Here is a 13,517-nt window from a genome sequence, read left to right on the forward strand (position 1 = left end):
GCGCTTTGCCCGGAGCATGAAGTCAACCGTGTGCCCGGCTCGATCAACCGCCCGATATAGGTAGACCCACTTGTCACGAATTTTCAGATAGGTCTCGTCGACACGCCACGACCGTCCGGCGAGCGTGTCGAATCGATTCCAACGTTTGACGAACTCCGGCGTATAGTGCATCACCCAACGGAGGATTGTCGTGTGGGCCAGAGCCACGCTGCGCTCGGCCATCATCTCGACAAGGTCGCGCAGGCTGAGCTTGTAGCGTAGATGCCAGCGAACGCAGAGGATGATTACGTCACCGTCAAAGTGGCGGCCCGCAAACAACTCCTTCAGGTTCTGGCGCTTGCTTATTGGTGGCCCTCTTATCGGTCAGCCCGTTACGATAACCGAATTGATCGCCTTATTTGCACCAGTTCCCTTGCGATAACTGACCTGGCAGCGCCCCGCCAACGCGCTCGCAGCGCGGTTCACGATAGACAGACAGGATCCTCATCGACAGTGCGGGCGGTAGAGGCGGCCATGCGCCGTGACGCCGCTTTGCACGGTATTGCCGCCGCTTCCCGAGTGCTGCCGGGTTGTGACCGAAACCCGACCGGTTTGGCTGGATGGTACGACGATCGCTCTTTTCAAATCTGAGGTGGTATGGATACGATACAAAGTATGCGGGTGTTCCTTAGGATCGTCAAAACGGGCAGCTTCACCGTCGCGGCTCAATCGCTCGACTCGACGACCGGCGCCATGTCTCGCGCGGTGTCAGAACTGGAAACACGCCTGCGAATCCGCCTGCTGAACCGTTCAACGCGGCGTCTTGCCCTCACGCCCGCTGGCGAACGATATATGCAACGCTGTCAGCAGATCCTGGCCGATCTCGACAACGCAGAGGAGGAGGCGAGCGGCGCGCACGAACATCCAGCCGGCACGTTGCGGATGTTCAGCTTCGCGAGCATGGGTCAGCACTACGTGCTGCCGGCGATCTCACGGTACCGTGCCCAGTATCCAGAGGTGACGGTCGAACTAACTCTGTCACAGAGCGCGCCCGATCTGTTCGGAGGAGGCAGCGATGTAGCCGTCATTGCTGCTCCTTCGCTTTCTGACTCGGAGATGGTTTCTCACCTGCTCGGCGCGACGTACAGCATTCTGTGCGCTTCACCACACTACGTGCGTTCGCGGGGCGCACCGGAGAAACCGGGTGATCTGTTGCAACATGAGTGCCTGATCTTGAACACACCTGCTTTTCCGCCGCACGAGTGGCTGCTCGAAGGCCCCGGTGGCAGCGAACTGATTGAGGTTCGCGGCCCCTTGCAGGTGAACATCGCCGAATCGCTCGTGGTAGCCATTCGTGAAGGGATGGGCATCGGCATGCTGCCGTTGTATGCCGCCGTAGACGGTATGCGTGACGGCACACTGGTTCGCGTGCTGCCCCATCACACGTTGCAGAACATGAATATTTACGCGCTCTATCCGTCGCGCAAGTTCATCGATGCAAAGACACGGACGTGGGTCGACTTCCTGCGCACCTACTTGCCGGAAGTCATTGCACGCGACAAAGCACTGCTTGCCGGCTGACCGCCGGTGAGCGATAGAGATGGCCTCCACTCTCGTAAGGCCGGCCTCGCGCTCAGCTCGCGTAAAAGGGAGCATCCCGATCGAGCAGGGCGCTTCGGATGAAGTGCAGGTAGCTCAGAATCCGCTGCATTCGATGACGTCTTTCGCGATTCTCATGCAGCGAGTCACGCAAGGACTGCGCTATCCGGATCGCTGTGTCGACGGATGCCAGCGCATGCGTGAGTCTACTCATGTCGGGGTATTCGAACAGCTCTGCCAGATCGCGCCTGACCGCATCGACCGAGGTACGCCATCCCGGTTGCAATCGCGCCGCGTAGGGTGCGTCGAGCGCCTCGTTGCGAAGATCGATTGCCGAGTGTCCAACTTCGAGGGTGACGAGCATCCATCGCAGCGCATCGCGATGCTGTGCGGAGCGCTTCATCAGGAGCATGCGCAGCTGGAACATCAGGTCGTGCGTGCCTGAGTGGAACTGCTGGTTGAGTCCGGTGAGCGCTCCCTTGCATGCGAGCACGACCTGTCGCCGTAGATCGCGCTTGATGTTCCCGATCCGCCAAGGCATCTCCGTCGGAAAAATCACGGTGAAAACCAGGCAGGAAACGAGCATACCTGCGACCACCGCGATGCCGTTGTTGATGAGGAGATCCGGCGCATAGACGATCACGTTGTCCGGCCCGGCAAGCAGGCAAAAGAACACACAAAAGCCGACGCCGTATCCGCTCGTGCCGGGACGCATCGCCAGAAACGCACCGAACGCCAGCAGGGGCGCCAGCGCAACGCACAGCAGCGGAAAACCGTCGATGTTCGGATATACGTAACACGTAACCAGATAACCCGCCACGGCTGCAAGTGACGCCCCCGCCGCCATTTGAGCGACGAGCTTTGGCGGGTTCGGCGATACCGAACTGAGGGCGCACGCTATCGCAGCCGCTATTACGGCGAGGCCGCCGCTCGGCCAATCGGTCGCGATCCAGAACGCCCCCATGCCAGCGACGGCCACCGCCGTACGCAAAAACGTGATCGCCACGACGTACATGTTGGTCTTGACGACGTATTTCGTCACCGATCGTTCGAGAACGTGGTTGTGGTCCGCCAGCGACGCGTATGTCTGCGTATAGCGCAGGACTTCAACAACAAAGCGATACAGAAGCTCCATCGTCGTATCGAAGTCGAGCAATAATTCCGGCGCGGAGGTCTCAAACGAACGCCGTGTCTCGCGCACGCGTGGCGGCAGCGTTGCCTGCAAGGCACCAAGTTCAGCCACCGCGCTCGCAACCCGCACCGCATCGGTCGTCGATGGATCGTTCTGTCTGGCGAGCAGGCCTGAAAGCTCACGAAAGTATGGCGACGCCGCTTCAATGACCGGCTTTACCTGCCCCGCATGCATGCGCTTTAACAACTGGTGAAGCGCGTGCAGTCTCGTCCACGCGTCCATGAATTCGCTATTGAGTCGGACAAGCCGCCGGCTTCGGACACGCATGTTCGGATCTTCGAACGAAGCGAAGCCCCGGGCCGCTTCGAAGCCCACGATTTCATCGACCAGATCCGCGAACCGTGTTTCGAAAGCACCGTTTTCGACCCGCTCGCCGAGCACGCTCGCCGCAAAGGCAGAAAAGCTGGCATAACGGGTGCGCAGTGTGTGTTGCAACGCCGTACTCGATCGTAGCGGCAACACTAGCGCGCTGACCGCGCTGGAGCACAGAATGCCGATCGTCACTTCAGCGGCGCGTGTCAGTGCGGCCAGAAACAAACCGTTTGGCGCCATGACGGTTGGAATGCCGATCAGTGCTGCGGTGTACCCCGCGAGCACGAAGCCGTACCACCGGAAATGGCGATACCGGACTGCCGCAGCCGTGCAGGCACCGATCCATATCGTCATCCCAAGCATGTATAACTCGGGCTGTTGAACAAACACGCCGCCCAGCACTAACGCGGCGATCATCCCGGCGGCTGTTCCTAGGATCCGATAGAAGCTCTTTGCCAAAACCATGCCGCTCATCGGCTGCATCAGGACGAACACCGTCACCATGGCAGTGCGCGGACTCGGCAGTTCCAGCAGCATCGCGATGCCCATCGCGAGCAGGGCGGCGCTCACCGTCTTTAACAGGTGCAGCCAGACAAGACCGTCGCCTGCCATCCATTGCCTGGCAACCAGCTTCGTCGCGCGCGCCCAAACCGACAATCGCGCGGATCCGGCCAGGGTTCGCCGCGCCGCTTTCCCGTTCCTCATCAACACGGACTACTTCCCTTGCCTGCTAAAAATGAGGCCATTGGACGCGGCGTCGCACTTCGTACCTGAAACCGCCTTACAAGAGGAGCCCAGACCCGGAAGGTCCGGGCGAAGCCACCGGGAACCCGGCGGCGGAGGTATTCGGATATTGGCAAAACCGGCCTGCTCTCACGTTTCTGGCAAGAGCGGCCATGTTTCATTCTTGAGGTCTGGTGTCACTCGGCGCCCGTAGCGAGTTCAGCGCGTACACGCCCGTTTGCCTGGCTTGGTGAGCGGTGTCGATCCGGGGCGAATACGTAGACACCGCCGCAGTGTCAGCCGCGCGACCCGACTGCGACGAACCGGCTGCCGCGCCACCTACCGCATTGTTCTGTGCGGCAACCTTGGCTTCAGCAGCCTGGATGTCCGCCGGATAAGTCGTGTTGTCACCGTCGCCCGGATGATAACCAGCCTTCTCCAGTTGGATGAGTTCTGCGCGCACCTGTGCACGCGTGAGAGGCGCGTTCGATTGGGCGAACACGGCAACCGGAGCAGCAAGGGCAGCGGCGACAACAACGGCTTGAATCAGGGACTTCATGGTGACTACCTCCGGACTTTGTCTAGACCTGCTACGAGCAGCCTGTTCGCAATCAGTAGCGGTAGTCTAGGTACATGGATGCTTAGGATTAAGAGCCATGTCTGGAGAGGATCGTTGTCGCAATTGGGTTAACCTAATATCGCGGATGGTTCCGCCGCGACACCACACGGGCGCCGCGCTAGCCAGCAACGGTCCCTCAAAGGCGGTGTTATTCAAAAATAGAGATGGAAATCGCTGCAACGAGTGTATTGCATGCATGATTACCGAAACCGATACTGCTTTCGTAGCGCCGTCCTTGGGAACTGTGGCGGGTCAGCTTTTCAGGCGCGCGTAAAGGAGTTCCATCGCACCGACCCGCGTCGATCCGATGCTGGCCATCAGAAGAGTCGTCAATGGACGCAGAATTGCCACTTATATGTTCAGCGGTTTAATCAACAACATAATGCTGTTGCGCGGTGCCATGCTGCTTGCGCCGATTTTCATCATGGGGCTCATAACCGGGAACCCGATCTGGTTCCGGGTGTAGATCGTCACGGTGTCGGTCTTCATTGCAGCGGATCGCTCACGCCTCGCTCCGCTTGGCGTGCTGTTGCACACGCTCGTCATAGGGTGCTGCTTTCTTACCATGACCGCATCGCTCGGGAAGCCGGGAACGTTCGTGATCGCGTCCGTGCTGCTTGCAATCGCCTGCGTGGCCATCACCGATGCAGGCGTCGGAATGCGCTGGACCGGCAGCCGCTCCGGCCATGGTCCTGTGCCTGATGCTGCAAGGTGGGGTGGTAGCCGTCTGCCTGCGCCGGTACGCGCGCTTCCGGCGTAGCGTTAAGGGGCAGGACATGTTGTGGGTGGACGTCCTCCTATTGATAAGTGTGATGTTGCTGACCTTGCTCTGCAATTTCGCCCAGATGGCAATCTGGGCGGCGCTGTTCATGCTCTTGGGCGAGTTTTCCGATTTCACCACTGCTCTGTATCATTCCGCGGTCAACTTCATCACGCTGGGTTACGGCGACATTGTCATGTCCAACAGCTGGCGCATGCTCGGCCCAATCGAAGCTGCCAACGGCATCCTGATGTTCGGCGTCTCAACCTCAGTTATGACGGCTGCCGTTATGGATGTGATTAAGTACCATAATGCTCGGTTGCAAAAGCAGTAGTCATGAAATTGCTGCACACGAGGCGCTCACGGCGATCCGGAGTGTGTGGCACGGCAGTTCCGCAGAACGATGGGCAGCTTGGGGCGCGCGGCGTATGGGACCAAGGTCCAATATTCGTCAGTGGGCGTCGGGCATATTCTTGAACCGAGGCGTTTTGCTTTCTGGGCATGTTGCGTCGAGTCGTGGCCGGCCAGCGCGTGGTCGTGCGCGCCGACGCAATCCCGCCACAGGGCTGCTCTCGGCCTCCTTGCAACCTGGCCGCAAACAGATTCAGTCATAGAAGAGGCTTTCGACGCGATCGCCCGTCCCCGGTGACGACGTCGCCTGTCGAATGACCAAATTCACAAAGACGGTGTATCTAGACGCGAAGGGGGCACTCCATGCGTCAAGCGAAAATTGTCATAGTCGGCGCAGGACTGGTTGGCGGGTCCGCGGCACTGTTTGCGGCCGTGACAATCCCGAGTGCGGAACTCGTCCTCATCGATGTTGCACGCGTGCGTGCCGAAGGACAGGCAATGGACCTCGCCCATGCCGCTGCGTTCTGGGGCGACAACCGCTTCTATGCCGGGGATTATGACAACGCGCGCGACGCGGACGTCGTCGTTATCACTGCGGGCGTCGGTGTGAAACCCGGGCAGACCCGCCTGGATCTCGCGCGTATCAATGCGGATATCGCAACGGAGATCGTGGATCGCATCGCGCCATTGGCGCCCTGGCAATCTACATTATTGCCAGCAACCCTTGCGACGTATTGGCGGGCGTCGTTCTCGAAAGTCTTCGGTGTGCGAGGGAGCGGGTTATCAGCACAGGCACCTCCCTCGACACCGGCCGATTGCGCTCGCTTTTGTCCGACAGGCTGAGTGTCGTGCCACCGGCGATCCATGCTTCCGTGCTGGGCGAACATGGTGAGTCGGCGCTGATTCACTGGTCCGGCGCGGCGGTCTGCGGCATGCCTCTCGAACTGTTCCTTCAAGGAGTGGCAAAGAGCTTGGACCGGCCAGCCGCGACCTGATCCTGCGCTCCGTGCACGAAGCGGCCAAGCTCATCAAGGAAGGCAAGGGCGCCACCCATTACGGGATCGCCAGTGCGATTGGCAGGATCTGCCAAGCCATCGTGCACAACACTGATCTGATTCTGACCGTCGGCATTGTGCATACCGAAGTCGAAGGCGTGCCCCATGTGTGTTTATCGCTGCCGATGGTGATCAATGGCAGTGGGCTCATCTGCTCGCTTATCCCGAACTCAGTTCAGTGGAGCGAGACGCCCTGCGATGCAGCGCGCAGATCGTCAAGGAAGCGACCAACAGCTTGCTCCTCGCCCGGTAGGAGCATCAGGCATGTTCCGGATAAACCGGACGACATCGGCAGGAGGAGGTTGATCATGGCCAAGGTCTCGCCGGTTTTGTCGCAATAGCTATGCTGCGGTAAAGTGCAGGTTGCCAAAACTTTGCTTATGCCCACGATGACGAAGACCGCAACACCACGAGTGGCCCTTGCTGCTGGCGTTGCCAAGATGCTGCAGCGGTTGCACTATCCGCTGGACGTGATGTTGTTGTGCGTGCGGTGGTATGTGGCCTGTTCGCTAAGTCTTCGGAATCTTGAGGAGATGATGGCTGAGCGCGCCATTGGCGTGGATCATTCAACAGTGCATCGTTGGGTCATCAAGTTGGTGCCTTTGTTCGGAAAGACATTTCGCAAGCACAAGCGCCCGGTGGGCAGGAGTTGGCGCATGGATGAAAGTTATATCAAGGTCAAAGGCTCGTGGAAATATCTTTATCGCGCCGTGGACAAGGCGGGCAACACCATCGACTTTCTGTTTAGAGCCAAGCGGGACAAGGCTGCTGCCCGGCGGTTTTTTGAAAAGGCAATCGGTCAGAACGGCTCGCCCGAGACGGTGACCATCGACAAGAGCGGTTCCAATCTGGCAGCGCTTTATGCGGTGAATGCCGAGCTCGAGACGCCCATCAAGATTCGTCAAGTCAAGTATTTGAACAACGTGGTCGAACAGGACCATCGGGCCATCAAACGCATCACTCGGCCGATGCAGGGGTTCAAGGACTTTGACTGCGCTCGCGTTATTCTCAGTGGCATTGAGACCATGCACATGATCAAGAAAGGGCAGATGAAATGCCGGGGTAAAATCCCGCTGTCCGCTGCGCAGCAGTTCTACTCGCTCGTTTCATAAGGTATCCTTTGGAGATCGCATTTTCTCGTCCCTTCCGTCTTACTGCGACACAACCGCTTTCCCTGTTTGCTGATCCCATGGTCGACCTGGCTTTCGCCACTGTCGTAGGGCTCTGGCACGAGCCCGATGCACGCACGGTTCTGGTGCAAATAGGTGGTGTGGTTAAAATGTTCAATGGCCAGCACTGCTAAGGACTACTTATACCGCTAGCGCATTCGGGAACGTGTCCGCTCGGGCCTGGCCAATGCACGCGCCAGGGGCAAGCGCCTCGGCCGGCCCAACGCGACACCGCGCGTGGTGAACAAGGCTTGACCCTGGTCAGGCAGGGAATGACCTACCAGCGGGCAGCCGGGCAATCGGGGGTGAGCATTTCCACGCTACTGCTCGCCCGCAGGAAAGGCAAGGCCGCCTGACAGTCGAAAAAGTCGGTCGGCGACGCCAACCCCCGGAATGGCGCACTCGCGCGTCAGCTGCACTCACTCCACGGCACCACCCGCGTAATTTCCTTGCCCGCGCAGACGCTTCACAATTCGGCCAAACGCGAGCCACTGCTGCGCGATCAATCCGCCGCCATACGAACGTCCTGAGCCATGCGGCACGGGTAGCTGGTCGCGGATGCCGGTCGGCTCGACGGCGGCATTCCATGAAACGGTGCGGAACATCATGTCCCACCACGGAAACAGCACACCAAAATTACAGCCGTAAGCCGTGCCTTCATGGCCGTAGCCCACCGCGTGGTGGCGGCGGTGAAAGATCGGGCTAACGATGACGCGCTCGAGCAGCCAGCCGTAGGGCAGACGCGCGTTGACGTGCTGAATGCTCTGCATGAAGTTGCTGACTGCCACCAGCACCACGAACTGGTTCGGCTGCACGCCGATAAACAGCGAGATCGCTGCGAAGAACGCGGCCTGGATGATGTCGTCGAGAAAGTGGTTGCGGTCATCGTTCCACAGGGACATCTGCTGCTGGCTGTGATGCACCGCATGCAGTTCCCACCACACGCCGAAGCGATGCTGCCAGCGGTGATACCAGTAACCGGCGAAATCGAGCACCACCAGGTAAATCAGGAACGCGACGATCGGCTGATCGGTGACGCCCGGCCAGAGACTGTCGAGGTCGATGTTCGGGATGTCGTAGATCGAGAACAGGCTCTGCCAGTGATCGAACAGGGGCTGAAGCATGAAGAAGAACGCAATGTTGATGATGCCCAGCTTGGCGATCCACGTGTAGATCACATCTGCGCGCAGCGCCTTGCGATCCTGCCACTGCTCGATGGGATGCAGCGCTTCAAGCGGCCGTAACGCGAGATACGTCACGACGATTTCCACCACGCCGATGATGACCGAGTACAGTGCGTCATAGGTGTCTTCGTCGTAACGCATTAAGCCGAAGCGATAGAAGAACGGCTGCACGATGTCGACATATAAAAGCGTCTGCAGCGCGGACACCATATTGTCGAGTTGTGCGACGATTTCGTGAAACATCAAAAGCCTCGTGTTTTACCAGTTCTGTCAGTGCTGATGTGGCGGCAAGGTTGAGAGGGCCGCCCCGCCTAGTCTGGATTAGGCGACACGACCGGCGCACGGTTGTCGAAAAAGATGCCGTGCGGCGAGCGGCCCACCGCAATGGTTTCGATCAGCTTGCGCGTGGTCAGATCGATGATGCCCACATGCTTCGCGAAGCGGAATCCCACCCATAGATAACGCTTGTCGGGTGTTAGTTCCATGTCGTCAGGCCCGGGCATCAGGCCGCTGATATCGCCGGCATTGGTGAGCGTGATGTAGTCGATGATGCTGATGGTGCTGTCGACGCGATTGGAGACTACTACATGCTCGTTGTCGTCGAGGTTGCGGAAGTTGTGCGCGCCACGGCCTGTGTGGATCTTCTTGACGATCTGCTGCTTGTGCCAGTCCACCACGGTCACGTCGTCTTCGCCGGTCATGCCAACCAGCAGGTAGTGGTCGCCGGGAGTCATCCACAGACCTGCGGGTTCATTGCCCACATGCATTTTCCAAAGCACTTTCTGGGTCGGCAGATCGATCGCTGCGAGTTCGCCGGAATCCTGCAGCGTGACGAACACGGTGTGGTTGTCGGAGGCGAACGTCATGTGGCTAGGAGTCTTCGCCAGTTCGATGTGCCTGACCAGCGCCATATTCGCGCCGTCATAGCGGTAGATGTCGACGCGGTTCATGCGCAGCGCAGCTGTGACGAACCAATTGTGATCCGGAGAGAAGCCCAGTTGATACGGATCTTCGATGCCCTCCACCGTGCGCTGCACCTTACCTGTGTGCGGGTCGACGAACATGAGGTTGTTCGACACCGAATCAGCAACGATCAGGGAGCGGCCGTCAGGCGTGATCATCAGATGGTGTGGTTCCTTGCCGGTCGGCTCCGTGCCGACGATTTTGTGCGTGGCCTCGTCGATCAGCGTCAGTTGCGCTTCACCGGAATCGAGCACGATCACGCTATCAGCGGCATACGCGCAATTCGTTATGGCCAGCATGCCGCACAGCGACGCGGCGAGCGCTCCGATCCTTATAATGGAAAGGATAGAAAATAGCATTTGGATCGTATTCACGCGGAAAGATATATTGAGGTGGAATGTAATAAAGATGTTGGACGTTCGTCGGTCGCGGTCAAGTCTGTCTCCTTCTAACGTTTGAACCGCCGCTGCCGATGACACGACTGGCGAGGCCAGATTCAGAAATTGCCGGGCAACCTGGCAATCGAACCGTTCGGTTTTCTGCGTTCACGAGGCAAGCGGTTGCCCAGTTGATCTCCCTCGACCCGTGAACGTCGCTAAGCAGGCGGGCGGTACTGCGATGGGCACGGCTATCGCGCCTTCGACATAGTGTGAGGGTTTAGGGGTCTTGGAGCCACGCGTGCGTGTGCGCACCTGAGCCGGTTCGACGCCGCGTGCCAGCTCAAGTAGTTTGATAGGCGAGCGACCCCGGGCTGCTATATATTTACGCCTCAAATGGCCATCGACGGCCGTTTGCCTGTCCGTTCGGGCAGGGCTTAGCGATTGTGAGGCGGCGATGAGGTTTGACGTGGTTAGTGCCTGGACGATTGTCCAGAAAAAAGGGGCTGCAGTTTTCGCGGTAATCTTTGGCATCGTTGCCTGCAGCCCGATGTTTACGGCGCACGCGGCGGGGCGCGTTGCACCGACATCTTCCGGCACCGACTGGATCGTGATGGACATGTCCACCGGACGCGTCGTGTCCGAACAAGGTGCCCGGACCGAGCGATACCCGGCCAGCCTGACCAAGCTGATGACGCTCGATCTCGCGTTCCAGGAATTAAGCGCCGGGCGGTTGACGCTCGATACCTTGATTCCGGTGAGCGCGGCGGCGGCTCGCGTTCAGCGGATGAAACTCGATCTGCTGCCGGGCCAGAAAATCACCATGCGTGAGGCGATACTGGGCATGACGACATTGTCTGCCAATGACGCCGCAACTGCGCTTGGCGAGTATCTTGGTGGAGGCAGCGTCACGAAGTTCGCCCAAGCCATGACGGATCATGCCCGTGCGCTCGGGATGCTTCACACGAGCTTTCGCAATCCGTCGGGTTTGCCCAATCCGGGGCAGGTGGTCGATGCCTACGATATGGCGATCCTGACCCGCCACATCCTGCTGACCTATCCGCAGTATCGCTACTTCTTCTCGGTTCAGAGTTTCAACTTCGAAGGACGGACGATCCCCAACCTGGACGGGATGCTCAAGTGCTATCCCGGCGCGATCGGAATGAAGACCGGCTTCACAGACGCCGCACGTTTCAACGTGGTGACCGCGGCGGAGCGCGACGGGCACCTTCTGATTGGCGTCGAACTTCACGCCCGGTCGTGGAGCACGGCCTATGGCACCATGGCGAGACTCCTCGACGCCGGTTTCGCGTCAGAAGAAGAGCCAGCCAACCTGCTAGCCGCAAACCATGGTGCACTGCCAGACGCTGACGCAGTCACGACGCATCCCTATGCGGCGCGGCGCGGCGCGTTTCCGTGACGCTGCAACAGCCGTCGTCGCCGCGCCATCGCTTCGCCGCCCAATCCGTCGGCACGGTCAACAACATGCTTCCAGACTGGACGGTGCAGATCGGTGCCTACGACACCTATGCGGGGGCCAGGCACCAGGAACACTGTTAAGCGGCGCACGGCAGGGAGGCGGCGCACAGGTCGTCAGCACGGTACGGCATCACCGTCGGATCTGGCAAGCGCAACTCACCGGGCTCAGCGAGGCGGCGGCACGGGCGACGTGTGCGCGGTTCGTCCTCCACAGCCGGACCTGCTTCGTCACTACCTCGTATAAAGAAGAAGCTATGCGTTAAGCACCGGCACGATTTTGCAAAAGGACTGCGCGGCCTCACCTCTGCGTCCGTCACAGAGGTGGCTCCGGAAATATGGACAGTTGGTTAGGTGGAGTCGCTGGGTTCTCCGCCGACTATTTCAGTCCTCTACTCGTTGACGGTGAACCCCAGCCCGAGGAACCGATGATGCTGCCGAAACCACGCTTGCGAATGTCGAAGGCGAGACCGCCGAGTCCGTCGACCGAACCAGGTTTGTTCGAAAGCGATCTACGGATGTTGCGTAACGCGAGCATGCCATGACATGCATGCTCCTTGACCACGATCCATGGTGCGCCGGCACAAGCCGCGGTTCTGTCGCACTAAGAAAAGTGCGTTAAACAATGGCCAGCATGCTGAGGACTACTTATACCGCCAACGAGTAGAACTGCTCCGCGGGAGTCTGTCCGATACCACAGTCTTTCATCTGCCCTTTGGCGATCATATGCATAAGTTCAATGCCGCTTAACAAGATGCGCGCACAACAAAATATCTTGGATCCCAACATGGGTCGGGTACGGCGCGTTATCGCCCGATGGTCTTGTTTCACGATGTTGTTGAGATACTTGACCTGGCGGATCTTAATAGGCGTCTCACGCTCGGCGTTCACGGCGTGCAGCCCGGCCAGACTGGCAGCACTATTGTCGATGATTACGGTTTCGGGCACGCCATTCTGATCGATGGCCTTCTCGAAGTACCGTCGGCCGCTTCCTTGTCCCGCCTGGCTCGCAGCAGGAAGTCAACGGTGTTGCCGGCCTTGTCGACGGCGCGGTACAGATAGGTCCATTGCCCTTGACTTTGATGTAGGTCTCGTCGACACGCCAGCTCTTGCCGACCGGGCGCTTGCAGCGGCGGAACGCCTTTTCAAGCACCGGCAGAAGCTTGATGGCCCACCGGTGAACGGTCGAATGATCGACCGCGATCCCGCGTTCGGCCATCATCTCTTCGAGATTGCGCAAGCTCAGCGGGTAGGCCACGTACCAACGCACGCACACCAACATGATCTCGAGCGGATAGTGCAACCGTTTCAGCACCTTGGCTACCGCCGGACTGAGCGCTTTCATTGTCGTTCACATCGTTCTGTAAGGTCCCCCAGCATACCAGCCGCCGCTATTGCGACAGAACCCTTTGATTCGCTCTACGCGCGTCGAACGCCGCGCTCTAACGAACGGACAAGTGTTCGCTGTCATCTCGCACACGGAAATAGTCCATTTCGCCCTTAAACGGAAGTTATTTGAGTGTTATTAAATCGCAAATAAAGCGGCTCCAATGCCGCATATAAAATAGAAAAGGCGGCTTTTGCGGCCGGTAGAAACACTTCCGAACTGGCGACGAATTAAATAGCGCCCGAGGCGACGAATACTCTATTGCGTAAATCGCAGTGAATTCGAGTTCATCCAGCAACCTCTTTGAGACTTTCGCAGTAAGGCAGGTTGAAAGCCGTCGCGCGCCGGCAACAACACCACAAGCTGCAATG

General features: G+C 59.0%; 13 protein-coding genes and 3 pseudogenes. 8 read left to right on the forward strand and 8 right to left on the reverse strand.

The features are described 5' to 3' along the window. On the reverse strand, positions 1 to 345 hold a 345-nt coding region (locus tag F759_RS0130000; protein WP_027803110.1), incomplete at its 3' end, for an IS6 family transposase. Between the two features lie 291 nt (positions 346 to 636). Here F759_RS0130000 and F759_RS38945 point away from each other — a divergent pair. Further along, positions 637 to 1,560, forward strand: a complete 924-nt coding sequence (locus F759_RS38945) for a LysR family transcriptional regulator (RefSeq protein ID WP_051377501.1) — start codon at positions 637 to 639, stop codon at positions 1,558 to 1,560. A gap of 52 nt (positions 1,561 to 1,612) precedes the next feature. On the opposite strand, the gene F759_RS0130010 is transcribed toward F759_RS38945, so the two are convergent. The 3 genes and pseudogenes from F759_RS0130010 to F759_RS0130020 all read right to left on the reverse strand — a co-directional run bounded on the left by F759_RS0130010 (position 1,613) and on the right by F759_RS0130020 (position 5,063). Beyond that, positions 1,613 to 3,787 (reverse strand): FUSC family protein, encoded by a 2,175-nt coding sequence (locus F759_RS0130010; RefSeq protein WP_027803111.1) that lies wholly within the window; start codon positions 3,785 to 3,787, stop codon positions 1,613 to 1,615. Positions 3,788 to 4,103: 316 nt separating this feature from the next. Continuing rightward, a pseudogene (locus F759_RS38950) lies at positions 4,104 to 4,364 on the reverse strand (DUF4148 domain-containing protein); the annotation flags it as partial. Between the two features lie 411 nt (positions 4,365 to 4,775). Continuing rightward, entirely contained in the window at positions 4,776 to 5,063 is a 288-nt protein-coding gene (locus tag F759_RS0130020) for a hypothetical protein (protein WP_027803112.1), read from the reverse strand. Positions 5,064 to 5,068: 5 nt separating this feature from the next. On the opposite strand from F759_RS0130020, the gene F759_RS0130025 reads away from it, so the two are divergent. From F759_RS0130025 to F759_RS0130035, 5 genes are all read left to right on the forward strand, one after another. Continuing rightward, the gene (locus F759_RS0130025) at positions 5,069 to 5,518 is read left to right on the forward strand and encodes a potassium channel family protein (protein ID WP_027803113.1); all 450 of its coding nucleotides are present in this window, start codon (positions 5,069 to 5,071) and stop codon (positions 5,516 to 5,518) included. A 380-nt stretch (positions 5,519 to 5,898) separates the two neighbouring features. Further along, the gene (locus F759_RS44450; RefSeq protein WP_244438946.1) at positions 5,899 to 6,378 is read left to right on the forward strand and encodes a lactate/malate family dehydrogenase; all 480 of its coding nucleotides are present in this window, start codon (positions 5,899 to 5,901) and stop codon (positions 6,376 to 6,378) included. A 5-nt stretch (positions 6,379 to 6,383) separates the two neighbouring features. Next, the gene (locus F759_RS45245) at positions 6,384 to 6,530 is read left to right on the forward strand and encodes a hypothetical protein (RefSeq protein ID WP_407668558.1); all 147 of its coding nucleotides are present in this window, start codon (positions 6,384 to 6,386) and stop codon (positions 6,528 to 6,530) included. Between the two features lie 11 nt (positions 6,531 to 6,541). Continuing rightward, on the forward strand, positions 6,542 to 6,931 hold the full coding sequence (locus tag F759_RS44455; RefSeq protein WP_244438947.1) for a Rossmann-fold NAD(P)-binding domain-containing protein: 390 nt from the start codon (positions 6,542 to 6,544) through the stop codon (positions 6,929 to 6,931). Between the two features lie 99 nt (positions 6,932 to 7,030). Next, positions 7,031 to 7,702, forward strand: a complete 672-nt coding sequence (locus F759_RS0130035) for an IS6 family transposase (RefSeq protein ID WP_152530739.1) — start codon at positions 7,031 to 7,033, stop codon at positions 7,700 to 7,702. Positions 7,703 to 7,743: 41 nt separating this feature from the next. On the opposite strand, the pseudogene F759_RS45250 reads toward F759_RS0130035, so the two are convergent. From F759_RS45250 to F759_RS0130045, 3 genes and pseudogenes are all read right to left on the reverse strand, one after another. Then, positions 7,744 to 7,836: pseudogene (locus F759_RS45250) on the reverse strand (transposase); the annotation flags it as partial. A gap of 342 nt (positions 7,837 to 8,178) precedes the next feature. Next, a complete protein-coding gene (locus F759_RS0130040) occupies positions 8,179 to 9,186 on the reverse strand; it encodes a sterol desaturase family protein (protein WP_027803115.1) in 1,008 nt (335 codons plus the stop codon). 68 nt (positions 9,187 to 9,254) lie between these two features. Further along, positions 9,255 to 10,205 carry a YncE family protein gene (locus tag F759_RS0130045; protein WP_244438950.1) on the reverse strand — a complete coding sequence of 317 codons (951 nt, stop codon included), beginning with the start codon at positions 10,203 to 10,205 and terminating at the stop codon, positions 9,255 to 9,257. Positions 10,206 to 10,740: 535 nt separating this feature from the next. Here F759_RS0130045 and F759_RS38960 point away from each other — a divergent pair. Together F759_RS38960 and F759_RS43730 are read left to right on the forward strand one after the other, a co-directional pair. Continuing rightward, positions 10,741 to 11,703: a D-alanyl-D-alanine carboxypeptidase family protein gene (locus F759_RS38960; RefSeq protein ID WP_209440527.1), complete on the forward strand. Its 963-nt coding sequence runs from the start codon at positions 10,741 to 10,743 to the stop codon at positions 11,701 to 11,703. After that, the gene (locus F759_RS43730; RefSeq protein ID WP_209440528.1) at positions 11,700 to 11,843 is read left to right on the forward strand and encodes a hypothetical protein; all 144 of its coding nucleotides are present in this window, start codon (positions 11,700 to 11,702) and stop codon (positions 11,841 to 11,843) included. The genes F759_RS38960 and F759_RS43730 overlap by 4 nt, the downstream gene beginning before the upstream one ends. 564 nt (positions 11,844 to 12,407) lie before the next feature. On the opposite strand, the pseudogene F759_RS38965 reads toward F759_RS43730, so the two are convergent. Continuing rightward, positions 12,408 to 13,104 (reverse strand): annotated as a pseudogene (locus F759_RS38965) (IS6 family transposase). Positions 13,105 to 13,517 lie beyond the last annotated feature (413 nt).

Source organism: Paraburkholderia dilworthii, from assembly GCF_000472525.1.
GTDB lineage: Bacteria > Pseudomonadota > Gammaproteobacteria > Burkholderiales > Burkholderiaceae > Paraburkholderia > Paraburkholderia dilworthii.

Excerpts from the sequence above, each read along its gene's own strand:
- F759_RS38960 (WP_209440527.1), top strand. The coding sequence starts at position 10,741 with ATGAGGTTTGACGTGGTTAGTGCCTGGACGATTGTCCAGAAAAAAGGG.
- F759_RS0130010 (WP_027803111.1), bottom strand. The coding sequence starts at position 3,787 with ATGAGGAACGGGAAAGCGGCGCGGCGAACCCTGGCCGGATCCGCGCGA.
- F759_RS0130040 (WP_027803115.1), bottom strand. The coding sequence starts at position 9,186 with ATGTTTCACGAAATCGTCGCACAACTCGACAATATGGTGTCCGCGCTG.
- F759_RS38945 (WP_051377501.1), top strand. The coding sequence starts at position 637 with ATGGATACGATACAAAGTATGCGGGTGTTCCTTAGGATCGTCAAAACG.
- F759_RS0130035 (WP_152530739.1), top strand. The coding sequence starts at position 7,031 with ATGCTGCAGCGGTTGCACTATCCGCTGGACGTGATGTTGTTGTGCGTG.
- F759_RS0130025 (WP_027803113.1), top strand. The coding sequence starts at position 5,069 with ATGCAGGCGTCGGAATGCGCTGGACCGGCAGCCGCTCCGGCCATGGTC.
- F759_RS0130045 (WP_244438950.1), bottom strand. The coding sequence starts at position 10,205 with ATGCTGGCCATAACGAATTGCGCGTATGCCGCTGATAGCGTGATCGTG.
- F759_RS44450 (WP_244438946.1), top strand. The coding sequence starts at position 5,899 with ATGCGTCAAGCGAAAATTGTCATAGTCGGCGCAGGACTGGTTGGCGGG.
- F759_RS0130020 (WP_027803112.1), bottom strand. The coding sequence starts at position 5,063 with ATGGCCACGCAGGCGATTGCAAGCAGCACGGACGCGATCACGAACGTT.